This window comes from Morganella morganii, assembly GCF_019243775.1.
GTDB classification, from domain to species: Bacteria; Pseudomonadota; Gammaproteobacteria; order Enterobacterales; family Enterobacteriaceae; genus Morganella; species Morganella morganii.
On the sequence record NZ_CP069157.1, the window covers coordinates 2,682,669 to 2,706,696 of the forward strand.

Sequence of the window (24,028 nt, forward strand, 5' to 3'; positions counted from 1 at the left end):
ATACATATTTTTAATGCATCACAGATACGGCGACCAGGCAGGGAATTTTACCTGTCCGTCAGTCGCCGGAAGACGCGCTTTGAAACGCCCGTCGGTCGAAACCAGCTGCAATATAGTTCCCATACCTTGTGAGGAGCTATAAATAACCATAGTGCCGTTAGGTGCGATACTTGGCGTTTCATCTAGGAACGTATCCGTTAAAATCTGGAAATTGTTCGCTACTAGATCTTGTTTGGCGATATGCTGTTTCCCGCCGCCTGAACTGACCATTACCAGGAAACTGCCGTCAGCACTGACGTCACCATTCTGGTTCTGAGTCCCATCCCACGTCAGGCGCTCAGGCGCACCGCCATTAATACCAACCTTATAGATCTGCGGACGACCAGCCTGGTCAGACGTGAACGCTAACGTCTGGCTGTCCGGGAACCATGAAGGTTCGGTGTTATTACTGCGACCATCTGTTACCTGACGCATCTGGCCTGAGCCGAGATCCATCACATACAGATTCAGACTACCGGTTTTTGATAACGCAAATGCCAGTTTGGTTCCGTCCGGTGAAAATGCCGGTGCACCGTTGTGACGCGGGAATGAAGCAACCTGACGCACCTGTCCGCTGGACAGATTCTGAATAACCAGGGCTGAACTTCCGCTCTCAAAGGTAACATACGCCAGTTTCTCGCCATCCGGTGACCATGCCGGTGACATCAGCGGCTCAGGTGAACGGTGAACGGTGAACTGGTTGTAGCCGTCATAATCAGACACGCGCAGCTCGTGACGATAGTCACCGCTGTTTTTAACCACCACATAAGCGATCCGGGTACGGAATGCACCACGAATACCGGTTAATTTCTCAAATACTTCATCACTGGCAGTGTGTGCCGCATAACGCAGCCACTGTTTGGTGACTTTAAACTGGTTCTGTGCAAGCACGCTGCCCGGGGAACCGGAGGTATCCACCAGTTGGTAGCTCACCAGATAGTTGCCGTCAGCACCCGGCTGAACCTGGCCGACAACAACAGCATCAATGCCTAACGCCGTCCAGGACTCAGGAACCACTTCAGACGCGGTACCCGGTAACTGCGGCATACGGTTAGGGTCGATCGGGTTAAATTTCCCGCTGTTACGCAGGTCAGCAGCAATGATAGCGCCGACTTCTTCCGGTACAGCGCCGCCGCCGGCGACCTGGAAAGGTACAATGCCGATAGGACGTGCTGAATCAACACCCTGAGTAATCTCGATACGAACTTCAGCCTGAGCAACTGCCGCCCACAGCATCAGAAAACCGAGCATGTATTTAACTGCCTGCTTCATTCTCTCTCCCTCGTTGCGCCAATGCCCGCATCAAACCCGTATTTTAACAAACGTTCATAACCAAAACCAGATACCACAGTAAAAACTAATACCCGGATATATCTGGTTCGTCACGCTGTATTACAGCTTATTCCGGCTTAAAGTCCAGTTTGGTATTCTTAAACTGCTGCCAGACCGATTTGCTCGGCGGCGCAGGAATACGAGCCTGTTTGGCCGCCGCGAGTGCGGCCTGACATAAACCGTCATCACCACCGACCGCATTCACACTGATAAGCGTACCTTTATCAGTGATATTAATTTCCAGCGTACAGGTTTTACCGCGGTACATATCCGCATTATAGAACTTCGCCTGAATCGCTAACCGGACCTGTGCGATATAACCGTTCATATCGCCATCCGAATTTGTTCCGCTCTTCTTGCCACCGCCCTGACCGGCTGCGGATGCACCGCCGCTTTCTGTGCCCGGAGCGTTGGACGCCAGTCCGCCGAGGAGGTCATCGACTTCACTGGCCTGTTTTTTCGCTGCGGCTTTGGCTGCCTTTTCTTTAGCTGCTTTGTCTTTGGCTGCTTTTTCAGCTTTGGCGGCTTCTGCTTTGGCTGCTTCCGCTTTAGCGGCTTCGGCCTTGGCGGCTTTTTCCTGAGCCGCTTTTTCGGCTTTGGCTTTTTCTTCTTCAGCGGCTTTCTGTGCGGCGGCTTTTTCGTCAGCCTGTTTCTTCGCCAGTGCCTGCTCTTTAATTACTTTTTCTTTTTCAGCCTGAGCTTTGGCAGCGGCTTCTTCCGCCAGCTTCTGCTCTTCTTTGGCTTTCTTCACGGCTTCCTGAGCTTGTTTTTGCTGCTCTTCAGCCTGTTTTTTCTGGTCTTCAACTTGTTGTTCGGTCTTCAGGCGCTCTTCTTCAATTGCTTTTAAGCGCTCCTGCTCACGCAGTTCTTTCTGACGTAATTCTTCTTCCTGCTGCTTCGCTTTTTTCTCGCGCTGCGCCTGAGCCTGTTTTGCGTTGGCCTGCTGCTGTTGCTGCTGGTTAAAATTTTCAACCATGGCGTTCGGATCAACCATAATGGCGTCGATCACCTGACCGCCCTCACCGCCGCCGGTCAGCCCTGATTTGGTTACAAAGGATCCCCAGATCACAAGCGCAATCAGCAAAAGATGCAACACCACAGAGGTGATGACAGAACGATTTAATTTATCTTTACGCTCTTTCAGCTTTCCCACGCTTAATTCCCTAACCTTCTGAGTGAAAACATCTGCATAACAAACCTTACATCGGCTTCGTCATCAGGCCCACAGATTTCACTCCGGCCTGTTTCAGAATATTCAGGCCATTAATAATCTCTTCGTAAGGCACATCTTTGGCACCGCCGACCAGGAAAATAGTCTTCGGATCTTCAGCCAGATACTGTTTTGCCGCAGCAATGATCTGCTCTTCCGGTAACAGTTCCAGGCGATCCTGCTTCACCACCAGGGTGTAGCGGCCGACACCGGAGACTTCCAGAATCACCGGCGGATTATCATTGGTGGAAACGGATTGTGAATCGGAGGCATCCGGCAGATCCACTTCCACACTCTGACTGATGATCGGCGCTGTTGCCATGAAGATCAGCAGCAACACGAGTAACACGTCCAGTAAAGGAACAATGTTAATTTCGGATTTCAGCTCCCGCCGGCGTCCGCGATGACGTGCCATGATAATCTCCTGCCTTATTTCTTATCAGCAGTAGCAAAGGCCTGACGATGTAAAATCGCCAGAAACTCTTCGCTGAAGTTGTCGTAATTCTGTTCTAATTTGTTCACGCGCTGATTAAGACGGTTGTATGCCATAACCGCAGGAATTGCCGCAAACAGACCGATTGCTGTTGCAATCAGTGCTTCCGCAATACCCGGTGCCACCATCTGTAATGTTGCCTGTTTTACCGCACCCAGTGCGATAAAGGCGTGCATGATCCCCCATACTGTACCGAACAGACCGATATACGGGCTGATAGAACCGACAGTACCAAGGAACGGGATGTGGTTTTCCAGATTTTCCATCTCACGGTTCATGGAGATGCGCATTGCACGCGCCGCACCGGTTTCCACCGCCTGCGGAGAGTGCACATTCGCCTGATGCAGGCGGGCAAATTCTTTAAAGCCGGAGTAGAAGATCTGCTCAGTACCGCTCAGTTCATCACGGCGGGCCTGGCTTTCTTTATACAGACGGGACAGTTCGATTCCTGACCAGAATTTGTCTTCAAACGCTTCTGCTTCACGGGTGGCCGCATTCAGGACTTTGGTGCGCTGAATAATAATGGCCCACGAGGCAACAGAAAAGCCCAGCAATACCAGCATGATAAATTGCACGAGGTAACTTGCTTTCAGGAATAAATCCCAGATATTCATGTCAGTCACTGCTTAAACTCCGCGACAATAGACTCAGGAAGCGCTACCGGCTTCATTAAAGAAATATTCACGCAGGCGACCAATACCTCTGCGCGACATAAAAGAGTTCCGTTTTTATGCATAAGTGTCTGCGTAAATGTCAGAGACGCACGACGGATGTCGGTGATCTCACTGCGTACCTCTAACAGATCGTCTAACCTTGCCGGATGGTGGTAATCGATAGTTAATTTGCGGACCACAAAGCCGAGCTGCTCTTCCAGCAGACGCTGCTGATGAAAGCCCCGTTCCCGTAACATTTCGGTTCTGGCGCGCTCAAAAAATGCAAGATACTGCCCGTGGTATACCACACCACCAGCATCGGTATCTTCGTAATAAACCCGTATTGGCCAACTGAACATTGAATATCCCGCAACTTACCTTTATCAGACAACATGCTTTGCAAACTATACGTGAAGAGCAAACGTATTGAAAATGCTTAGTTCGTAAAGATAAGAAAAGCCCGTTTGTCCGCGCGCTAATCATACTCGCCTTTATCCAACACGCAAGCCCCCGGAAGGGTTGAGATGAAAAAATATTTTGTTACGTATTACAACACCTTAGGGGCGTTATTTTTTGCTCTGAAAGCTATCATTAAACACTTATTAAAAGACATTTTTCCCCATGAATACGCAAAAATCCGGAATTATCCGGATTTTTGTGCTACCGATTTATTTACCGAGTAATCTAACTTATTGTAATTACATAAATTAAATCACCTTATTTTTATCTTATAAAAACAGGATTTCCGTCCGCATTTACCGGCTGAAAACGCCACCGGCGGCATTTCAGGCAGACAGCGGTGTTTCATGTAAATAATGCCACCGCCACTTCCCGTTATCCTCCCGGCGGAGAATAACCAGCGAGCGCCGTGCTGTGGTGCTTCCGGCAAAGTGCTGTGTCTCCTGATAGCGCACAGATATGGTGTTTTCTGTCAGGCTGACGCACTGATACTCCGCCGTTTCAATCGGTGCTCCCTGTCTCTGACCCTGTATACGGGTAAACATCGCCGTTACCGCCGCGAGATCAATCACCGCCCCGCTGATACCGGTCATGGAAAACTCAGGAGTGAAATGGGTCAGCAGCTCAGACAGTGCCGCCTGCCCTTCTGCCCCCGGAACCGTAAATGTTTTAAAAATCAGGTCGTGGACATGATGGATTTCGTCACACGCCTGCTGAAACATAGTATTACTCACGGATAATCTCCTCTGCGGGTTTTAATGAAGTGCGGAACTGCGGGCGGACCAGGAAAATCAGCGGGATAAGCCCGGCCAGTGCGCCTCCCAGAAATGTCAGGGCAAATGCCTGTACCTGAACAATGGCATTCAGGGTCTGATACAGCGTCATCATGACGGCAGCACCAATACTGAACACCACCTGGCGGTTAATATTCCAGATCACACTGGCTTTATTCAGCTGTGCACCGTGAAAATCATACAGTGCGGTGGTTTGTGCGCAGTTTGCGGCGATACCACCGCCGGTGCCGGTCAGCAGATAAATCAGACCGATGAAATATAACGGTGTGTGGCTGTCTGTCAGGGCAAACAGCGCGATACCGCCGCTGTGCAGCAGCAGACTGATAATAAACAGTCGCCCGGCACCGGTCCGGTTATAGACTGCGCCGCTGATCAGCATAGCTACCATCGCCCCCGCCGCATACAGCAGCATAAACGCACCGGTGACGGCAGTACTCAGGTTGAGAACCGTGGTCAGATAAAAGATAGCGAGGATGTTCGCCCCGGTGAATACGCCCGGTACCGCGTAATACACTGCAACCGAGAGCCACAACCGGGTATTTTTCAGCAGCGATAAATCAATAATCGCCTGCGGAGTCTGCCGGTAATGGCGGTAATAAAGCCCGGCACTGAACAGCATCAGCCCGCCCAGCGCCAGTGCGCCGGTAATATTGTGGTATTCCCCGTACAATGAGAGGGCAATCAGCAGGGATGCCAGCGTCAGGCTGACCAGAAGCAGCCCTTTGAGATCAGGTGCTTCTCCGGCAGTGGTTTTCGGTTCACGGATCCAGCACCAGGCCAGCAGTGCCGTAAAGAGTGCCACCGGCGCATTGACATAAAAGACAGGCCGCCATCCGGCGAAGTCAACAATGATCCCCCCGGCCATCGGGGAAAGCGCGGGCGCAATCAGCGCGATCATCATAATAATGGTGGATATCTTGCTTCGCTCGCGCCCCTGAAAATACTGAAAAGTCAGTGACTGCCCGGCGGGGATCAGTAATCCGCCTGCCACACCCTGTAAAAAACGCCAGAAAATCAGCGAAGTAAAGGATTCTGCACTGCCTGCCAGCACAGCCGCCGCGGCAAACAGCAGCATTGAGGCCGTCATCAGTTCGCGGATCCCGAAACGGGCCGCCAGACGGGGGCTGAGCGGGATAATCAGTGTCAGTCCGAGAATATAGCTGTTTGCCACCCAGGTCACCGACAGGGATGACACCTGCATGGCCTCTGCAATAGCAGGCAGTGTGATGGCCGACATAAAGATATTGATACAATCAATAAAAAAGCCCAGTAAAAAAATCAGGGCGATACGGTAACGATAAGTCATGGTTTCCTCCGGCCGGCAGTGTAAAAGCAGTTGACCGCAGCCGTCTATGCATCAAAATAGACAATACTGTTTGAAAAAACGAAACAATCTTATGCTGACAGCCGTTGAGAAGATCAATACCTTTATTTATGTTGTGGATACCGGTTCCTTTACCCGGGCTGCTGCACGCCTGAATCTGAGCAAATCGGTGGTCAGCCTGCATATCAAAGCCCTGGAGTCTGAACTCAGCACCACACTGCTGCACCGGACCACACGGCAGTTTACGCTGACGGAAGCAGGACAGGCGCTGTATCAGCAATTCAAACCACTGTTACAACAATTCGACAGCGCGATGGATGCCGTCAGAACGGGGACAGCACAACCACAGGGACCGCTGAGTTTCAGTGCCGCCGCAGAATTCGGCGGACAATTTCTGCTGCCGCAGTTGCCTGCTTTCACAAAGCGCTATCCGCTGATCAGAGCAGATTATCGCGTCGATCACAGTCTGAGTGACTTGATTGCCCTGAAACTGGATGTGGTGTTCCGGCTGGGAACGCTGAGTGACAGCGGTCTGCGGTTCCGCAAACTCGCTGACTTTCCGGTCTGTTATGTGGCAACACCGGCGTTTATCCGGCAACACCGCGTGACAGAAAGCAGTGATCCCGCCGCTCTGCCCTTTATCGCCAACAGCAACCTGACCGCCCGTATCAACTGGCGTCAGCATCTGCCCGCGCCGGACAACCGGGTGTTTATCTCTAATTCGATTCAGGCGATCCGCACCATGACACTGGCACATCAGGGTTACAGTCTGCTGCCGGTCTGGTATATCAGAGAGCAACTGACAGAGGAAAAACTGGTTCCGGTATTCACCCGTCAGCCGGTACCGGATCAGAGCATCAATATGGTCTTTCCGCCCGCGGCACATCTGCCGCAGAAGGTCCGGGTGTTTATTGATTATTTTGCCCGCTTTTTTGCAGATAATGCCGCATTACTGCGCTATCCGTGAATCGGAGCGGAAACAGAAAAGAAAAAAAGCCGTTCAGATGAACGGCTTTTTAGTCATAAACGTTTATATCAGCTGAAAAAATGATAAAGGCCGTAACCCAGAATCACCACCGCCGGAAGCGGATGGAACAGAATCTTCCAGATTGCGCGCTTCGGCCGGAATGCCAGACCGAAAATTGCGCCGCTGCATACCGCCCAGATCATCAGCAGTCCCTGCCAGATCTGTAATGAACTGGTGTTTGCCGCAAAACGCGACGGATCCCAGATCACACTCAATGCCAGCCCCAACGCCATTATCAGGACAAGGGCCCGTAAAGGACCCTTATCCAGTAGTTGGTAAGACTTATCCAGCATCCGTCTTACTCGCCTGAAGCGGCTTTATCTTCGTGGTGCTCAATAGCCAGTGCTGCAATAACAGCAATACTACAGGCCAGGAGCGTTCCGAGGATCCATGCAAAATACCACATATTCGTCTGCTCCTTAGTACAATGTATGTTTGTTCTCTTCGATGAAGGACTTATCAATACGCCCTGCCATCTTCACGTAACACCAGATGGTGTACAGGAGAACAAGTGGTACAAAGATAATCGCAACAACCGTCATCACCTGGAGAGTAAACAGGCTGGAAGTTGCATCCCACATGGTCAGACTAACGTTCGGGTCGATGCTTGAAGGCATAATGAACGGGAACATTGCTGTACCACAGGTCAGGATCACACCGGCAATAGTCAGCGAGGTGAACAGGAATGCCCACGCGCCTTTATCCATTGCAGTGAACATCACGACCAGCAGAGGTGATGCCAGACCAATAGCAGGCAGGATCCACAGGATTGGATAGGCATTGAAGTTTGCCATCCATGCGCCTGCTTCCTGTACCACTTCTTTATTGACCGGGTTAGACGCACCGAAATGGTCGATGTCAGAGACAACACGGAAACCATCGATACCGCCCCACATCAGCCATGCACCGGCTGCCGCGAACAGAACAAATGTCAGCAGAGCAGTGATAGTGGTGGCTTTACGCACACGCACATGCAGATCACCGGTGGTACGCATCTGCAGGTAAGTTGCACCGTGCGCCACGATCATCATCAGGCTGATTAAACCGGCTAACAGACCGTACGGGTTCAGCAGACCGAAGAAGCTCCCTGCATAAGACACCTGCAGCTGGGAGTTAACTTCAACCGGTACACCCTGTAACAGGTTACCGAATGCCACACCGATCACTAATGACGGTACGAAACTGCCGATAAAGATACCCCAGTCCCACATACCGCGCCATTTTGGTGATTCCAGTTTTGAACGATAGTCAAAACCGACCGGACGGAAGAATAATGCCGCCAGGACCAGAATCATTGCGATATAGAAACCGGAGAATGCTGCAGCATAGACCATCGGCCATGCTGCGAACAGTGCACCACCCGCGGTGATAAGCCATACCTGGTTACCGTCCCAGTGCGGTGCAATCGCGTTAATCATGATACGGCGTTCAGTATCATTTCTGCCGATAACTCGCAGCAGAACACCCACGCCCATATCAAAGCCATCAGTTACAGTGAAGCCAATCAGCAGTACGCCAATCAGGATCCACCATACAAACCGTAATATTTCATAATCAAACATAAGTGGGCTCCTGTTTACTTAGCGTCTTGTGCCGGGGACGTTTCGAAATGATAACGGCCGGTTTTTAAGCTGCTTGGACCAAGACGTGCAAATTTGAACATCAGGAACATTTCAGCAATCAGGAATAAGGTATACAGGCCGCAAATCAGCGCCATAGAGAACAGAATGTCTCCGGCTGCCAGATGTGACGTTGCATATGCTGTCGGTAACACTTCACCGACTGCCCATGGCTGACGGCCATATTCAGCAACGAACCAGCCTGCTTCAACACCAATCCACGGTAACGGCAGGCTGAGGAATGCAGCACGCAGCAGCCATTTGGACTTGCCGATACGATTGCGCAGTACACTCAGGAATGACAGACCCAGAACGATCAGCATCAGACCACCGGCAGCCACCATCAGGCGGAATGCCCAGAACAGCGGTGCGACACGCGGAATGGAGTCTTTGGTTGCTGCCTGAATCTGCTCTTCAGTTGCCTGACCGACGTTATCGGTATAGCGTTTCAGCAGTAAGCCGTAACCAAGGTCTTTTTTGCTCTGATTAAAGGCATCACGGACTGCCGGGTCGGTATTACCGCCACGCAGCTGCTGTAACAGATCATACGCCACCATACCGTTACGGATACGGGCTTCGTGCTGCACCATCAGGTCACGCAGGCCGAGAACCGGAGTATCAATTGAACGGGTGGTGATAAGGCCCATCAGGTACGGAATCTCAATCGCAAAACTGTTTTCCATTTTTTCCTGATTAGGGAACGCAATCACGTTAAATGATGCAGGCGCAGGCTGAGTATGCCATTCACCTTCAATCGCGGCGAGTTTGGTTTTCTGCACGTCACCCATTTCATAACCGGATTCATCACCCAGCACGATAACGGATAACACAGCGGCGATACCAAAGCTTGCTGCAATCGCAAAAGAGCGTTTTGCAAATGCAAGATCACGGCCCTTCATCAGATACCACGCACTGATAGACAGTACGAAGATCGCACCGGTACAGTAGCCGGCAGCCACTGTGTGCACAAATTTAACCTGTGCAACCGGGTTGAGAACCAGTTCGGAGAAGCTCAGCATCTCCATACGCATGGTTTCAAAGTTGAAGTCAGCAGCAATCGGGTTCTGCATCCAGCCGTTTGCCACCAGGATCCACAGCGCAGAGAAGTTGGAACCGAGCGCAACGAACCAGGTCACCATCAGGTGCTGTTTCTTGCTGAGACGATCCCAGCCGAAGAAGAACAGACCCACGAAGGTGGATTCGAGGAAGAATGCCATCAGACCTTCGATTGCCAGAGGCGCACCGAAGATATCACCGACATAGTGAGAGTAGTATGACCAGTTTGTCCCGAACTGGAACTCCATGGTCAGACCGGTAGCAACACCCAGAGCGAAGTTAATACCAAATAACTTGCCCCAGAACTTCGTCATATCTTTATAGATTTGTTTACCGGACAGGACGTATACCGTTTCCATGATCGCTAACATGAAGGACATCCCTAATGTTAGCGGTACAAATAAGAAGTGGTACATCGCTGTTAAGGCAAACTGTAATCGCGACAGTTCGACAATATCAAACATCTTGACTCCTTGCTCCTAGCAGGAAGACACCGACATGCGGCAACCCAAGCTTTCCTGAAGAAAGAAAGCAACATAACTACCAGCAATAAATGCCTCTAAATGCAATAACAAATTAGTAACAAAAAAACACCTAAATAGACACCCTAATAATAGTACGCTTATATTTGCACACAATAAACCGCTTTTGCGTGATTCAGATTGGAATTCTGAGGATATATCAAATAATGCACAGCGTAGTCATTTTCGGCTATTTTGATCTGCCACAATTTAAACAAATCACCGAAATAATGCCAGTGCAATAGATTGATTTACGTCAATTTTTCCGCATCGTGTTAATTAAAATCGCATATATGGTAATTGAGTTACTTTATTGTTACGGCAATGTACACACAAATACAACCTGACAGAAAAATACCAATAATATATGCGCTTTTTATTAACCTTTTATTTTCATCAGCAATTCTGGTTAATTTCATGAGCCGGATAATTCAATTATAAATAAATTATCACTAAAACTGTTATTGTCTGTTTGTATTAACACACGACAATAATCATTTTCGGCACAAAAATTAAGTATAAATCAAGATGATAAAAAACGCCCTTTTATACCTGAGACTTTTTGCTGTGTAAACGATACAGCAGGCGTTTCAGAACAATTAAGAAAATTGCTTAAAACAACAGCAATAACAGGAAGCAGTGGGTAAAAGCGCGTAATCAGGCAGAAATGGCGGAATTGTGTTCAGATCAAAAAACAGCCGGAAGCGCCATGAAACCGGCTCCGGCTGTATAATAATGGCAGGAATTATTTATTCAGAATCGCTTTTACCGCATCACCGATATCAGCCAGGCTGCGGACCGTCTTCACACCGGCGGCTTCAAGGGCGGCAAATTTCTCATCTGCTGTCCCCTTCCCGCCTGCGATAATCGCCCCCGCATGACCCATACGTTTGCCTTTCGGCGCAGTCACACCCGCGATATACGCCACGACAGGTTTGGTGACATGGTCTTTGATAAAGGCAGCCGCTTCTTCTTCCGCACTGCCGCCGATTTCACCGATCATAACAATCGCTTCTGTCTGCGGGTCGTTCTGGAACATCCGCAGGATATCAATAAAGTTAGAACCCGGAATCGGGTCACCGCCGATCCCCACACAGGTGGATTGTCCCAGACCGGCATCAGTCGTCTGTTTCACCGCTTCATAAGTCAGCGTACCTGAACGGGAAACGATCCCCACTTTGCCCGGCAGATGGATATGTCCCGGCATAATCCCGATTTTGCACTCACCCGGAGTGATAACACCCGGACAGTTCGGGCCGATCATCCGCACACCAGCTTCATCCAGCTTCACCTTGACGGTCAGCATATCCAGAGTCGGGATACCTTCCGTGATGGTGATAATCAGCTTAATACCTGCATCAATCGCTTCCAGAATCGAGTCTTTGCAGAACGGTGCCGGAACATAAATAACAGAAGCGGTCGCACCGGTGGCTTCCACCGCGTCACGCACGGTGTTAAAGACCGGTAAACCTAAATGTGTTGTACCGCCTTTGCCCGGCGTCACACCGCCGACCATTTTAGTGCCGTACGCAATTGCCTGTTCAGAGTGGAAAGTCCCCTGGCTACCTGTGAATCCCTGACAGATAACTTTGGTGTTCTTATCGATTAAAATAGACATTATTTCGCTCCCACTGCTGCAACAACACGTTTCGCAGCATCCGTCAGGCTGGTTGCCGCAATAATATTCAGACCACTTTTCGCCAGTTTTTCCGCACCCAGTTCCGCGTTGTTCCCTTCCAGGCGCACAACCACCGGCACACTGACACCGACTTCCTCAACCGCGCCGATGATCCCGTCCGCAATCAGGTCACAACGGACAATTCCGCCGAAGATATTGACGAAGACTGCTTTGACGTTTTCGTCAGACAGAATGATTTTAAAGGCTTCTGTCACACGCTCTTTGGTTGCGCCGCCGCCGACATCCAGGAAGTTTGCCGGCTCACCGCCGTGCAGTTTGACGATATCCATGGTGCCCATTGCCAGACCGGCACCGTTCACCATACAGCCGATATTGCCGTCCAGTGCCACATAGTTCAGTTCCCACTGTGCAGCCTGTGCTTCGCGGGCATCTTCCTGTGACGGATCATGCATTTCACGCAGTTCCGGCTGGCGGTACAGTGCGTTACCGTCAATGCCTAATTTGCCGTCGAGGCAGATAAGCTCGTCCTGAGTGGTGATCACCAGCGGGTTGATTTCCGCCATGGCCAGATCACGCTCCAGGAACATGGTTGCCAGTCCCATAAAGATTTTGGTGAACTGGCTGACTAATTTACCGGTTAAGCCCAGTTTAAACGCCAGCTCGCGCCCCTGATACGGCATCGGGCCGGTCAGCGGGTCAATCACGGCTTTGTGGATCAGTTCCGGTGTTTCATGTGCCACTTTCTCAATTTCGACACCACCTTCAGTGGAGGCCATAAAGACCACACGGCGTGAACCGCGATCCACCACGGCCCCCAGATAAAGCTCTTTGGCGATATCTGTTGCGCCTTCCACCAGCACCTGATGCACAGGCTGACCCAGTGCATCTGTCTGATAGGTTACCAGACGCTTGCCTAACCACTGTTCGGCAAACGCGCGAATTTCGTCTTTGCTCTTAACCAGTTTCACACCGCCCGCTTTCCCGCGGCCCCCGGCATGAACCTGGCATTTTACGACCCACGGGCCGCTGCCGATTTTGGATGCAGCTTCTTCCGCTTCACGGGGTGTGGAGCAGGCATAGCCTGCCGGTGCAGGTAAACCATACCGGGTGAAGAGTTGTTTTGCCTGATACTCGTGTAAATTCATGATGTTCTATCCATAATTTGTCTGATGAGAGCGGACTCTCTTATTGTTGTTGCCTGGATAGCGCCGGTTTTCCGGCGCAGGGACACAGATTCACTGTCGCGAGTTCAGCCGGGCGGTTTTAGCGCGATGCCGCCCGGATGAGGGTTGATTACACGTCGAGCAGTAAACGTGCCGGATCTTCTAACATCTCTTTAATGGTCACGAGGAATCCGACAGATTCACGGCCATCAATCAGACGGTGGTCATAAGAGAGCGCCAGGTACATCATCGGCAGGATCACCACCTGACCATTTACCGCCATCGGACGATCTTTGATAGCATGCATCCCCAAAATCGCACTCTGCGGCGGGTTAATGATCGGTGTGGACATCAGCGAACCGAATACCCCGCCGTTGGTAATGGTAAAGTTACCGCCGGTCAGGTCTTCCACTGTCAGTTTGCCTTCCTGACCTTTGACAGCCAGCTCTTTAATGCGTTTTTCGATTTCAGCCATGCTCAGCGCATCCGCATCACGCAGGACCGGGGTCACCAGACCGCGCGGCGTGGAGACCGCAATACTGATATCGAAATAGTTGTGATACACCACATCAGTACCGTCGATAGAAGCATTCACTTCCGGATAACGTTTCAGTGCCTCAACCACCGCTTTCACATAGAAAGACATGAAACCGAGGCGCACACCGTGGCGTTTTTCAAAGGATTCGCCATACTGTTTACGCATATCCATCACCGGCTTCATGCTCACCTCGTTAAAGGTGGTCAGCATTGCGGTGTTGTTTTTCGCTTCCAGCAGACGTTCTGCCACACGCTTGCGCAGACGGGTCATCGGCACGCGTTTTTCACTGCGGTGCGGTAAACCGGCCTGAGAAACCGGCTCAGCGGCGGCTTTTGCAGGCGCTTTCGGCTGCTGAGACAGATATTTCTCAACATCTTCACGGGTCAGACGACCACCGACACCACTGCCGGTAATATCTGCCGCTTTCAGGCCATGCTCTGCGAGCAGGCGGCGCACAGCAGGGCTTACCGCGTCATTGGTTTCTTCATCCAGACCAGCGTTCTGACGCTGTGCCGGTGTGGACTGTACTTTTTCTTTTATTTCTGCAGGCAGACCGGTGCTGTCGCCCAGACGGATACGTCCGAGCAGTTGTTTAGAGAGGACGGTTGCCCCTTCTTCTTCCAGCACCGCTTCCAGAACACCGGAATCACTGGCAGGAACTTCCAGCACGACTTTGTCTGTTTCAATTTCCACCAGCACTTCATCACGTTCGACGCTGTCACCCGGTTTTTTGTGCCAGGTTGCCACGGTGGCATCAGCAACAGACTCGGGGAGATCAGGAACCAGAATTTCTATGCTACTCATTGCTTTTCCTTAATTTATTCAACGTTCAGTGCATCATTAACCAGCTCTTGTTGTTGCTGCTGGTGAACAGACGTATAACCCACGGCCGGAGAGGCGGATGCCGGACGGCCCGCATAACGCAGTGCCGCACCTGCCGGAACCGCATCACGGAAATTGTGCTGGCAGCAGTACCACGCGCCCTGGTTGAGCGGCTCTTCCTGGCACCAGACAAAATCTTTCACATGGCTGAATGGTGCGAGAATCGCATGTATATCTTCATGCGGGAACGGATAGAGCTGTTCAATACGGATAATCGCCACATCCGTCTGATTATTCTTGCGGCGCTGCTCCAGTAAATCGTAGTAAACCTTACCGGAACACAGCACAACGCGCTTCACATCTGCCGGATTCAGATCATCTGCTTCACCGATAACCGCTTCAAAGTGACCTTCGGCCAGTTCTTCCAGAGAAGAGACCGCCAGCGGGTGACGCAGCAGTGATTTCGGTGACATGACAATCAGCGGACGGCGCATACCGCGCAGTGCCTGACGGCGCAGCATATGGTAAACCTGTGCCGGGGTTGACGGGACACAGACCTGCATGTTCTGTTCCGCGCAAAGCTGAAGGTAGCGTTCCAGACGGGCGCTGGAGTGCTCCGGCCCCTGGCCTTCGTAGCCGTGCGGCAGTAACATCACCAGTCCGCACATCCGGCCCCACTTCTGTTCGCCGGAGCTGATGAACTGGTCAATCACCACCTGTGCCACGTTGGCGAAGTCACCAAACTGGGCTTCCCAGATAGTCAGGCCGCGCGGGTCAGTGGTTGCATAGCCGTATTCAAAGGCCAGTACCGCTTCCTCAGACAGGACGGAGTCCCATACATTGAAGCGTCCCTGGGCGTTATGGACATTCATCAGCGGCACATAGCAGGAGCCGTTGCTCTGGTTATGAATAACCGCGTGACGATGGAAGAACGTACCGCGTCCCGCATCCTCACCGGACAGACGCACCGGAACACCTTCATCCACCAGTGTTGCGTAAGCCAGATTCTCCGCCGCACCCCAGTCGAGCAGTTTATTACCTTCCGCCATTTCCGCACGGTCGGTATAGATTTTTTCGACACGCGGGTGCATATGCACTTCTTCCGGCACGGTACTGATACGGCGCGCCAGATCACCGAGGCGTTTCAGTTCCACTTTATTGGCGTAGCTGTCGTTCCAGTTGTGATTCAGGTACGGTTCCCAGGTAAGCGCTGCTTTACCGATTTCACGCCACTCTTCCACCACACAGTCACCGCGATCCATCGCATCACGGTACATATTGACCATTTCAGTCACATCACCGGCAGCGACCACACCTTCGGCAATCAGTTTATCGCCGTAGATTTTACGCGGTGTCGGGTGCTGTTTGATTTTCTGGTACATCATCGGCTGGGTTGCACTCGGCTCATCCGCCTCGTTATGGCCGTGACGGCGGTAGCAGACCAGGTCGATCATCACATCGCGGTTAAAGGTATTACGGAAATCCAGTGCCAGGCGGGTCACGAATGCCACAGCTTCCGGATCATCAGCATTCACGTGGAAAATCGGTGCCTGTACCATCTTCATGATGTCAGTACAGTATTCCGTTGACCGGGTATCTTTCGGGTTGGAGGTGGTGAAACCAATCTGGTTATTGATAACAATGCGGACAGTCCCGCCCACTTCATAGCCCCGGGCCTGTGACATATTCAGGGTTTCCTGAACAATCCCCTGGCCGGTTACCGCTGAGTCACCGTGAATGGTGATCGGCAGAACCATTTTGCTCAGACTTTCCGGCAGACGGTCGCGGCGGGCGCGGACAGAGCCGATGACCACCGGGCTGACAATCTCAAGGTGAGACGGGTTAAAGGCGAGTGCCAGATGCACCTGAGCCCCTTCTGTCACGAAGTCAGACGAGAAACCCTGATGGTATTTCACATCACCGGTACCCAGATGATCTTTGTGTTTACCGGCAAACTCATCAAACAGATCCGCCGGTTTTTTACCGAACAGGTTAACCAGAACGTTCAGACGACCGCGGTGTGCCATACCCAGCACCACTTCGCGGGTGTCCTGCTTACCGGCATGACGGATCAGGTCTTTCAGCATCGGAATGAGGGAATCGCCCCCTTCCAGTGAGAAACGTTTTGCGCCCGGGAATTTCGCCCCGAGATAGCGCTCCAGCCCTTCGGCTGCGGTCAGATCCGCCAGGAAACGCCGTTTTTCATCAGCACTGAACAGCTTACTGACGTCAACGGATTCCAGACGTTGCTGGAGCCAGCGTTTCTCTTCGGTATTGGTGATATGCATATACTCAGCGCCGATGGAGCCGCAGTAAATGCGTTTTAATGCATCAAACAACTCGCTCAGCCGCATGGTTTCGCTGCCGATGGCAAAAGAACCGACGTTAAAGGTTTCATCAAAATCGGCTTTGGTCAGATTGTGGAACGCCGGGTCCAGATCCGGAACCGGTTCCTGTTTCCACAGGCCGAGCGGGTCAAGGTTGGCATTCTGATGACCGCGGAAGCGGAATGCGTTGATAAGCTGCAGGACTTTGACCTGCTTGGAATCCATCGCCGGATCGCTGACGGAGGTGTGGTAGCGGGTCGAATCTTTGGCCAGACGACGGAAGTAGTCGCGCGTCTGTGAATGAGGTTGTTCTGTGATGTCCGCTTTCGGCAGTGAGTCGAAAATCTCCCGCCAACTTCCATCGACGGAGGACGGATCGTTCAGATAGTCTTCATAGATATCTTCTATGTAGGCCTGGTTTTCTCCAGCCAGAAAGCTGGAATCCAGCCAGTCCTTCAGTGCGCCGTTCTGCATTATGATCCCTTAAGCTTAGAGCTTCATCCCCGTTGTCTTCCCGGCTGCGGTGTACCGGCTGCGTGTCCGTCCGGAAAACAGAGTGGTTCTGTTCTGCGGATTCCCCGTCTGCCGCTGCCCTGCAACCTGAATGAGGCCGGGTTTAGTTTTCGCCGTGATAACTAATACCGCGATACATTGCGGTGCGTAAAGGATTCCCGGGTGGTGCTTGTGCATCTTATGTTCTGTGTATCCCTGAGGAACCTTTAGCAACGGAATAACCGTTGCTGAAGATCCCTGTACTGTCTATAACCATACTTACATTTGAACCAAAAAACTCACATCTTAATCACAATTAACTACATTTATTGTCGCTTCTAACACTTACTGCGATAGATTATGCCTATTGTTACGGGTTGGTAAAAGATGCCTGCCGGGCAGGCATCTTATTATTATCAATCGCTTAAGCAGAATAAAGTCAATTATGCACTGCGTTTCAGTAACATTGATTTAATATGACCAATTGCTTTTGTCGGATTCAGCCCTTTCGGACATACACTGACGCAGTTCATGATGCCGTGACAGCGGAATACGCTGAAAGCATCACTGATGTCGTCAAGACGGGATTCTGTCTCGGTATCGCGGCTGTCCGTCAGGAAACGGTACGCGGCTAACAGACCGGCCGGACCGATAAATTTGTCCGGGTTCCACCAGAAGGACGGGCAGGATGTCGAGCAGCAGGCACACAGGATACATTCGTACAGACCATCGAGCTTTTCACGCTGCGCCGGTGACTGTAAATGCTCACGAGCCGGCGGGTTTTTGTTGTCGTTGATCAGATACGGGCGGATCTTTTCATACTGCGCGTAGAACTGCCCCATATCCACCACCAGATCCCGCACCACCGGTAAGCCCGGCAGCGGACGGATCACCACTTTTTTACCGCCTTTCATCAGCGCCGACAACGGAGTGATACAGGCCAGACCGTTTTTGCCGTTCATATTGATACCGTCAGAACCACACACCCCTTCACGACAGGAGCGGCGGAATGACAGGCTCGGATCCTGCTCTTTCAGCAGAATCAGTGCATCCAGCACCATCATGTCCCGGCCTTCTTCCACATCCATCTGATAGTTCTGCATGTGTGGTGCGTTATCCACATCCGGGTTATAGCGATAAACTGAAAATTCAACTTTCATAGTATTCTCTCCGCAAATGCCTCATCACCACACATCAGTAAGTACGAATCTTCGGCGGGAATGGGTCACGCAGCTTAGGCTGCATGTTCACCGCACGGCGTGTCATGGTTTCAGATTGCGGCAGGTACAGGGAATGACACAGCCAGTTCGCATCATCGCGCTCCGGATAGTCAAAACGGCTGTGCGCACCACGGCTTTCAGTACGGAAGTTGGCGGCCATTGCAGTGGAATACGCCGTTTCCATCAGGTTATCCAGCTCCAGACACTCGATGCGCTGGGTGTTGAATTCTGATGAGGTATCATCCAGACGCGCATACTGCAGACGCTCTTTAATAGCTTTCAGTTCTTCCAGTCCCTTGGCCATCGCATCCCCTTCGCGGAATACCGAGAAGTTGTGCTGCATACAGGATTGCAGGGCCTTGCGGATAGCAACCGGATCCTCACCGCTGCGGGTGTTATTCCAGCGGTTCAGACGCGCCAGTGCCGCATCGATATCCGATTCACCGGCATCACGCATTGCGCCCTGCTCCAGAATGGATTCTTTCAGATGCAGACCGGCTGAACGGCCGAAGACCACCAGGTCAAGCAGTGAGTTACCGCCGAGGCGGTTTGCACCGTGAACAGAAACACAAGCAATTTCACCGACTGCAAACAGACCCGGAACCAGCACATCCTCACCCTGCTCATTCATGGTCACAACCTGACCGGTGACTTTCGTCGGGATGCCGCCCATCATATAGTGGCAGGTCGGGATAACCGGAATCGGCTCTTTGACAGGGTCAACGTGGGCGAATGTCCGGGACAGTTCCAGAATACCCGGCAGACGGGATTCCAGCACTTCTTTGCCCAGATGGTCGAGTTTCAGTTTGGCATGTGGTCCCCACGGGCCGTCACAACCACGGCCTTCGCGGATTTCGATCATAATGGAACGGGCAACCACGTCACGCCCGGCAAGATCTTTAGCGTTCGGTGCGTAGCGCTCCATAAAGCGTTCGCCGTCTTTATTGAGCAGATAACCGCCCTCACCACGGCAGCCTTCAGTAACCAGTACCCCGGCACCGGCAATCCCGGTCGGGTGGAACTGCCACATTTCCATATCCTGCAGTGGAATACCGGCACGCACCGCCATACCGACACCATCACCGGTGTTGATATGGGCGTTAGTGGTGGACTGATAGATACGCCCCGCACCGCCGGTCGCCAGAATCGTGGCTTTGGCTTTGAAATAGACCACTTCACCGGTTTCGATACAGATAGCGGTGGTGCCCATAATGGCGCCGTCCTGGTTTTTCACCAGATCCAGGGCATACCATTCGGAAAAAATCGTGGTGTGATTTTTCAGGTTCTGCTGATACAGCGTATGCAGCAGTGCGTGACCGGTACGGTCAGCCGCAGCGGCAGTACGTGCAGCCTGCTCGCCCCCGAAATCTTTGGATTGTCCGCCGAACGGACGCTGATAAATACTGCCGTCGTCCAGACGGGAGAACGGTAACCCCATGTGCTCCAGTTCCAGCACCGCTTCCGGGCCGGTTTTACACATGTATTCGATAGCATCCTGGTCACCGATGTAATCCGACCCTTTTACGGTGTCGTACATGTGCCATTCCCAGTTATCCGGATGGGTATTCCCCAGCGCCACAGTGATACCGCCCTGGGCGGATACTGTATGAGAGCGGGTCGGGAACACTTTGGATAACAGGGCACAGGACAGGCCGGACTGAGAAATCTGAAGTGCCGCGCGCATACCTGCGCCGCCTGCACCGATAACAACTGCGTCAAACTCTCTGACAGGTAAGCTCATTTAGACACCCCACACAATGATTGAACCGTAAATGACATAGGCTGCCAGCACAATAATGATAATAAATTGCAGCAGCAGGCGCAGGCTCAGGCACTTGACGTAATCCGTCAGTACCTGCCATAACCCGACCCAGGCATGGGCGAGAATGGCGATCAGTGTCAGGGTGGTGAACACCTGAGTGAATGAAGCGGTAAAGAAGCTGGACCAGACGTCATAAGTGATGTCAGAGGTAAAAGCCACAAAACCGACGAGGTAGAGTACATAAAGTGTAATCACAATGGCGCTGGCACGCAGAATTAACCAATCCTGAATACCGTTACGGCCGAGCGTGGTCGCACTGATTTTTGAATTTTTCACCATACCAGAACCCCCGCCAACACGGCTAAAATCACAGTCAGAACCATGGAAATCTTCGCGGATGAAATACCGGCAGCCAGCGTTTCATCAACAAATCCGAAATCCATTAACATGTGACGAATGCCACCACAGATGTGGTAAGCCAATGCAGTGAGGATGCCCCAGAGGATAAACTTCGCGAAGAAACCGCTCATGATATCAGCAGCCTGCGCAAACCCTTCCGGCGAGGACAGCGACAACCCTAATAACCACAGCAGAATCGCTACAGCAATGAAGGTAATGACGCCTGAGACACGGTGTAAAATTGAAGCGATTGCAGGGATCGGAAAGTGGATCGTCTGCAAGTCTAAATTGACAGGTCGTTGTTTTTTCACAATTTTGCCCACACAGCTCTTTATTATTTTTCCTTCCTCCGGACCCGGGCGGAAATCAGACAGCGCTGGGGAAATAAGAACAATCCTTAAGTAAAATCAACATCCGTATTGTTTTACAAAAGTAATGATTCAGTTACGCTGGGTGCTCCTGCTTCAGGGAATTCCGGAGACCTTGAGGCAGTATATGGACTTCACAATATGATTACAATTCCCATACAAAATGTTTGGTCAGATTTAGCCAGAACAGTGAATAAGATCACGGTTCACACAATAAAAACGCCCATTATTATGACTTGTGACATTCTGACAACATTTGAATTACATTATGTGGTTAAATACAAAAATTAAAACGGCAATTACCGGTAAGAAAGACTTCCCGTAAGTGCAAACTTATGCAAAAGTGTAACTTGCAAAAAATGCACAATATCTTGCTGTACAACATAACTTTTATCGCAACACAAAGTTTCATTAACAATCTGATAACCCGTCATGCGCCGTACCGGATAACGTAACACCAGGTACGGTATCCATTCAGGTAACGCATCAGGGGTTATCACAATAAGATTGAAAAACAAATAATAAATGCGCTAAGGAGACCTACATGTCTAATACAAAGGCGGAGCTGACACTAAACGGCGTCAGGGTTACTGATCTGGATATCCTGAGCCCGACTCTCGGCCAGCCCGTAGTTGATGTCCGGACGCTCGGCGGAAAAGGCTACTACACCTTTGATCCCGGCTTCACCTCCACTGCGTCCTGTGAATCAAAAATCACGTATATCGACGGTGATGAAGGTATCCTGTTACATCGCGGCTTCCCGATTGAAGAGCTGGCGATGAAATCTGATTATCTGGAAGTGTGCTACATCCTGCTGTATGGCGAAGCGCCTGATCAGAAAGAGTACGACGAATTTAAAGAAACCGTAAAACGCCACACCATGATCCACGAGCAGATCACCCGCTTGTTCAATGGGTTCCGCCGTGACTCTCACCCGATGGCCGTGCTCTGCGGCGTGACCGGCGCACTGGCGGCGTTCTACCATGACTCGCTGGATGTGAACAATCCGCGCCACCGCGAAATTGCGGCCTACCGTCTGCTCTCCAAAATGCCGACCGTCGCGGCAATGTGTTACAAATATTCTGTCGGGCAGCCGTTTGTCTATCCGAAGAACAATCTTTCCTACGCCGGTAACTTCCTGCGTATGATGTTTGCCACCCCGTGTGAAGAGTATGTGGTTAATCCGGTGCTGGAACGTGCCATGGACAGAATCCTGATCCTGCACGCAGACCACGAACAAAACGCCTCCACTTCCACTGTCCGGACCGCCGGTTCTTCCGGTGCCAACCCGTTCGCCTGTATCGCAGCCGGTATTGCCTCCCTGTGGGGACCTGCTCACGGCGGTGCGAACGAAGCCTGCCTGCGTATGCTGGAAGAGATCCAGACCGTCGATCACATCCCGGCCTTTATTGAGCGCGCGAAAGATAAAAATGACTCTTTCCGTCTGATGGGCTTCGGCCACCGCGTGTACAAAAACCATGACCCGCGTGCCAAAGTGATGCGTGAAACCTGTCACGAAGTACTGAACGAACTGGGCCTGAATGACAGCCTGCTCGAAGTGGCGATGGAGCTGGAACGTATCGCACTGAACGACCCGTACTTTATCGAGAAGAAACTCTATCCGAACGTGGATTTCTACTCCGGTATCATCCTGAAAGCGCTGGGTATTCCGTCAAATATGTTCACGGTAATCTTTGCTATCGGCCGCACCATCGGCTGGATCGCCCACTGGAGCGAAATGCACGACGACGGCCTGAAAATTGCCCGTCCGCGCCAGCTTTATACCGGTTACACTGAGCGTCCGTTTGAAACCAAAGTCACCAAACGCTGTTCATCGTGACAATACCGTATTAATCCTTATAAAACCCTCTCCGGAGGGTTTTTTTATGCATTTTTAACTCCCAGCTATTCATTTACCCATATATTCACCGGGTGTTTTTCCGGTCATCTTACGGAAGAAAGAGACAAACGCGCTGTCACTGGCAAATCCGAGAGCCTGTGCAATATCACTGCTGCGGTATTTTTTCGCCAAAAGTTCAACAGATTTTATTAATCGCCACTGCTGCCGCCATTGCTGATAGCTCATACCGGTTTCCCGCCGGAAAATCCGCGTTATCGTCTTTTCCCCGGCACCGCAGCGGGATGCCAGTTCATTAAGCGGCGACGGCAGTATCCGGGTGTCCAGGGTTTTCAGCCGCCGGTCTGAAGGCAGCGGTAATTGCATATCTTCCCGCCCGGCCAGCGCCAGCTCATCCAGAAACACCGGCAGCAGATGCTGTAAGCGGGGTTGTGTCCAGTCACTGTCAAACGGCAGTCCGGCAAAGAGAAACAGGATCTCACGCAGCAGCGGCGATACGCCGAAGATTTCACAGGTTGACGGCAGACAGGCACTGAGTTGTGCATCCGGATACAGTGAGCGGTAACCGACAGCCTCAAACATCTGCGCGCGATGCAGCATCTGCGGCGGGATCCACGCCACCCGCGTCGGTGGCAGAACGGAGAGAGTGTCCGTCAGGGTGATCTGAATCGCCCCTCGTTCGGTAAACAGCAATTGTCCGCGCTGATGGCAGTGAAAACCGGAATCATGCTGCGCCGCCATCTCTGCGGCAATGCCAATCAGTGGTGCGGAATAGCTGTCCGCATCAAATGCATCACTTTGCTTCAGCCACGCCATGTTGTCCCTTTTGATAAACAGAATGTCCTTATTATTATAATAAGACATCCCACCTTTTGCTAATCTGCTCCCCGTTCATTTCAGTTACAAAAAAGGG

General features: G+C 51.5%; 22 protein-coding genes. 2 read left to right on the top strand and 20 right to left on the bottom strand.

Translation table 11 applies throughout. The features are described from left to right. Nucleotides 1-18: 18 nt before the first annotated feature. The 7 genes from tolB to JL661_RS12980 all read right to left on the bottom strand — a co-directional run bounded on the left by tolB (nt 19) and on the right by JL661_RS12980 (nt 6,286). Nucleotides 19-1,311 (bottom strand): Tol-Pal system beta propeller repeat protein TolB, encoded by a 1,293-nt coding sequence (gene tolB / locus JL661_RS12950; RefSeq protein ID WP_004235661.1) that lies wholly within the window; start codon nt 1,309-1,311, stop codon nt 19-21. Nucleotides 1,312-1,438: 127 nt separating this feature from the next. Beyond that, nucleotides 1,439-2,524: a cell envelope integrity protein TolA gene (gene tolA, locus JL661_RS12955; protein ID WP_004241621.1), complete on the bottom strand. Its 1,086-nt coding sequence runs from the start codon at nt 2,522-2,524 to the stop codon at nt 1,439-1,441. A 46-nt stretch (nt 2,525-2,570) separates the two neighbouring features. After that, entirely contained in the window at nt 2,571-2,996 is a 426-nt protein-coding gene (gene tolR / locus JL661_RS12960; protein ID WP_004235659.1) for a colicin uptake protein TolR, read from the bottom strand. Between the two features lie 14 nt (nt 2,997-3,010). Continuing rightward, nucleotides 3,011-3,697, bottom strand: a complete 687-nt coding sequence (gene tolQ, locus JL661_RS12965; RefSeq protein WP_004241620.1) for a Tol-Pal system protein TolQ — start codon at nt 3,695-3,697, stop codon at nt 3,011-3,013. Continuing rightward, complete coding sequence (gene ybgC / locus JL661_RS12970; RefSeq protein WP_004241619.1) at nt 3,694-4,086, bottom strand: tol-pal system-associated acyl-CoA thioesterase; 393 nt, start codon at nt 4,084-4,086, stop codon at nt 3,694-3,696. Before ybgC ends, tolQ begins: the two co-directional genes overlap by 4 nt. A 426-nt stretch (nt 4,087-4,512) precedes the next feature. After that, nucleotides 4,513-4,920: a hypothetical protein gene (locus JL661_RS12975; RefSeq protein WP_126324590.1), complete on the bottom strand. Its 408-nt coding sequence runs from the start codon at nt 4,918-4,920 to the stop codon at nt 4,513-4,515. Continuing rightward, the gene (locus tag JL661_RS12980) at nt 4,913-6,286 is read right to left on the bottom strand and encodes an MFS transporter (protein ID WP_062772248.1); all 1,374 of its coding nucleotides are present in this window, start codon (nt 6,284-6,286) and stop codon (nt 4,913-4,915) included. Before JL661_RS12980 ends, JL661_RS12975 begins: the two co-directional genes overlap by 8 nt. Before the next feature lie 91 nt (nt 6,287-6,377). On the opposite strand from JL661_RS12980, the gene JL661_RS12985 reads away from it, so the two are divergent. Continuing rightward, nucleotides 6,378-7,271 carry a LysR family transcriptional regulator gene (locus tag JL661_RS12985; protein WP_004235654.1) on the top strand — a complete coding sequence of 298 codons (894 nt, stop codon included), beginning with the start codon at nt 6,378-6,380 and terminating at the stop codon, nt 7,269-7,271. A gap of 68 nt (nt 7,272-7,339) precedes the next feature. Here JL661_RS12985 and ybgE read toward each other — a convergent pair whose 3' ends face one another. The 12 genes from ybgE to sdhC form a co-directional block, all read right to left on the bottom strand. Continuing rightward, entirely contained in the window at nt 7,340-7,624 is a 285-nt protein-coding gene (ybgE, locus tag JL661_RS12990; protein ID WP_015422547.1) for a cyd operon protein YbgE, read from the bottom strand. A gap of 5 nt (nt 7,625-7,629) precedes the next feature. Then, nucleotides 7,630-7,737: a cytochrome bd-I oxidase subunit CydX gene (gene cydX, locus JL661_RS12995; RefSeq protein ID WP_004235652.1), complete on the bottom strand. Its 108-nt coding sequence runs from the start codon at nt 7,735-7,737 to the stop codon at nt 7,630-7,632. Between the two features lie 13 nt (nt 7,738-7,750). Beyond that, nucleotides 7,751-8,893: a cytochrome d ubiquinol oxidase subunit II gene (cydB, locus tag JL661_RS13000; protein WP_004235651.1), complete on the bottom strand. Its 1,143-nt coding sequence runs from the start codon at nt 8,891-8,893 to the stop codon at nt 7,751-7,753. 14 nt (nt 8,894-8,907) lie between these two features. Beyond that, the gene (cydA, locus tag JL661_RS13005; RefSeq protein ID WP_004235650.1) at nt 8,908-10,470 is read right to left on the bottom strand and encodes a cytochrome ubiquinol oxidase subunit I; all 1,563 of its coding nucleotides are present in this window, start codon (nt 10,468-10,470) and stop codon (nt 8,908-8,910) included. A gap of 802 nt (nt 10,471-11,272) precedes the next feature. Continuing rightward, entirely contained in the window at nt 11,273-12,145 is an 873-nt protein-coding gene (gene sucD / locus JL661_RS13010) for a succinate--CoA ligase subunit alpha (protein ID WP_004235649.1), read from the bottom strand. Then, the gene (gene sucC, locus JL661_RS13015) at nt 12,145-13,311 is read right to left on the bottom strand and encodes an ADP-forming succinate--CoA ligase subunit beta (RefSeq protein ID WP_004235648.1); all 1,167 of its coding nucleotides are present in this window, start codon (nt 13,309-13,311) and stop codon (nt 12,145-12,147) included. The genes sucD and sucC overlap by 1 nt, the downstream gene beginning before the upstream one ends. A 148-nt stretch (nt 13,312-13,459) precedes the next feature. Then, nucleotides 13,460-14,671: a 2-oxoglutarate dehydrogenase complex dihydrolipoyllysine-residue succinyltransferase gene (gene odhB / locus JL661_RS13020; protein ID WP_004241611.1), complete on the bottom strand. Its 1,212-nt coding sequence runs from the start codon at nt 14,669-14,671 to the stop codon at nt 13,460-13,462. 14 nt (nt 14,672-14,685) lie between these two features. Beyond that, complete coding sequence (gene sucA, locus JL661_RS13025) at nt 14,686-17,490, bottom strand: 2-oxoglutarate dehydrogenase E1 component (RefSeq protein ID WP_004235645.1); 2,805 nt, start codon at nt 17,488-17,490, stop codon at nt 14,686-14,688. A 461-nt stretch (nt 17,491-17,951) separates the two neighbouring features. Continuing rightward, a complete protein-coding gene (locus JL661_RS13030; RefSeq protein WP_036417103.1) occupies nt 17,952-18,668 on the bottom strand; it encodes a succinate dehydrogenase iron-sulfur subunit in 717 nt (238 codons plus the stop codon). A gap of 34 nt (nt 18,669-18,702) precedes the next feature. Continuing rightward, nucleotides 18,703-20,469, bottom strand: coding sequence for a succinate dehydrogenase flavoprotein subunit (sdhA, locus tag JL661_RS13035; RefSeq protein WP_036417105.1), 1,767 nt, complete (start codon nt 20,467-20,469; stop codon nt 18,703-18,705). Continuing rightward, nucleotides 20,470-20,829 carry a succinate dehydrogenase, hydrophobic membrane anchor protein gene (gene sdhD / locus JL661_RS13040; protein WP_036417107.1) on the bottom strand — a complete coding sequence of 120 codons (360 nt, stop codon included), beginning with the start codon at nt 20,827-20,829 and terminating at the stop codon, nt 20,470-20,472. Next, nucleotides 20,823-21,212, bottom strand: a complete 390-nt coding sequence (sdhC, locus tag JL661_RS13045; RefSeq protein WP_015422545.1) for a succinate dehydrogenase cytochrome b556 subunit — start codon at nt 21,210-21,212, stop codon at nt 20,823-20,825. Before sdhC ends, sdhD begins: the two co-directional genes overlap by 7 nt. Nucleotides 21,213-21,801: 589 nt before the next feature. On the opposite strand from sdhC, the gene JL661_RS13050 reads away from it, so the two are divergent. Further along, nucleotides 21,802-23,097, top strand: a complete 1,296-nt coding sequence (locus tag JL661_RS13050; protein WP_004235639.1) for a citrate synthase — start codon at nt 21,802-21,804, stop codon at nt 23,095-23,097. A 69-nt stretch (nt 23,098-23,166) separates the two neighbouring features. Here the strand turns inward: JL661_RS13050 and JL661_RS13055 are convergent, their stop codons facing one another. Continuing rightward, nucleotides 23,167-23,931, bottom strand: a complete 765-nt coding sequence (locus JL661_RS13055) for an AraC family transcriptional regulator (RefSeq protein WP_062772616.1) — start codon at nt 23,929-23,931, stop codon at nt 23,167-23,169. Between the last annotated feature and the right edge of the window lie 97 nt (nt 23,932-24,028).

Excerpts from the sequence above, each read along its gene's own strand:
- cydB (WP_004235651.1), bottom strand. The coding sequence starts at position 8,893 with ATGTTTGATTATGAAATATTACGGTTTGTATGGTGGATCCTGATTGGC.
- sucD (WP_004235649.1), bottom strand. The coding sequence starts at position 12,145 with ATGTCTATTTTAATCGATAAGAACACCAAAGTTATCTGTCAGGGATTC.
- JL661_RS12985 (WP_004235654.1), top strand. The coding sequence starts at position 6,378 with ATGCTGACAGCCGTTGAGAAGATCAATACCTTTATTTATGTTGTGGAT.
- odhB (WP_004241611.1), bottom strand. The coding sequence starts at position 14,671 with ATGAGTAGCATAGAAATTCTGGTTCCTGATCTCCCCGAGTCTGTTGCT.
- sdhA (WP_036417105.1), bottom strand. The coding sequence starts at position 20,469 with ATGAGCTTACCTGTCAGAGAGTTTGACGCAGTTGTTATCGGTGCAGGC.
- ybgE (WP_015422547.1), bottom strand. The coding sequence starts at position 7,624 with ATGCTGGATAAGTCTTACCAACTACTGGATAAGGGTCCTTTACGGGCC.
- cydA (WP_004235650.1), bottom strand. The coding sequence starts at position 10,470 with ATGTTTGATATTGTCGAACTGTCGCGATTACAGTTTGCCTTAACAGCG.
- ybgC (WP_004241619.1), bottom strand. The coding sequence starts at position 4,086 with ATGTTCAGTTGGCCAATACGGGTTTATTACGAAGATACCGATGCTGGT.
- tolR (WP_004235659.1), bottom strand. The coding sequence starts at position 2,996 with ATGGCACGTCATCGCGGACGCCGGCGGGAGCTGAAATCCGAAATTAAC.
- tolB (WP_004235661.1), bottom strand. The coding sequence starts at position 1,311 with ATGAAGCAGGCAGTTAAATACATGCTCGGTTTTCTGATGCTGTGGGCG.
- JL661_RS13030 (WP_036417103.1), bottom strand. The coding sequence starts at position 18,668 with ATGAAAGTTGAATTTTCAGTTTATCGCTATAACCCGGATGTGGATAAC.
- sdhD (WP_036417107.1), bottom strand. The coding sequence starts at position 20,829 with ATGGTGAAAAATTCAAAAATCAGTGCGACCACGCTCGGCCGTAACGGT.
- JL661_RS12980 (WP_062772248.1), bottom strand. The coding sequence starts at position 6,286 with ATGACTTATCGTTACCGTATCGCCCTGATTTTTTTACTGGGCTTTTTT.
- JL661_RS13055 (WP_062772616.1), bottom strand. The coding sequence starts at position 23,931 with ATGGCGTGGCTGAAGCAAAGTGATGCATTTGATGCGGACAGCTATTCC.
- cydX (WP_004235652.1), bottom strand. The coding sequence starts at position 7,737 with ATGTGGTATTTTGCATGGATCCTCGGAACGCTCCTGGCCTGTAGTATT.
- JL661_RS13050 (WP_004235639.1), top strand. The coding sequence starts at position 21,802 with ATGTCTAATACAAAGGCGGAGCTGACACTAAACGGCGTCAGGGTTACT.
- sucC (WP_004235648.1), bottom strand. The coding sequence starts at position 13,311 with ATGAATTTACACGAGTATCAGGCAAAACAACTCTTCACCCGGTATGGT.
- sucA (WP_004235645.1), bottom strand. The coding sequence starts at position 17,490 with ATGCAGAACGGCGCACTGAAGGACTGGCTGGATTCCAGCTTTCTGGCT.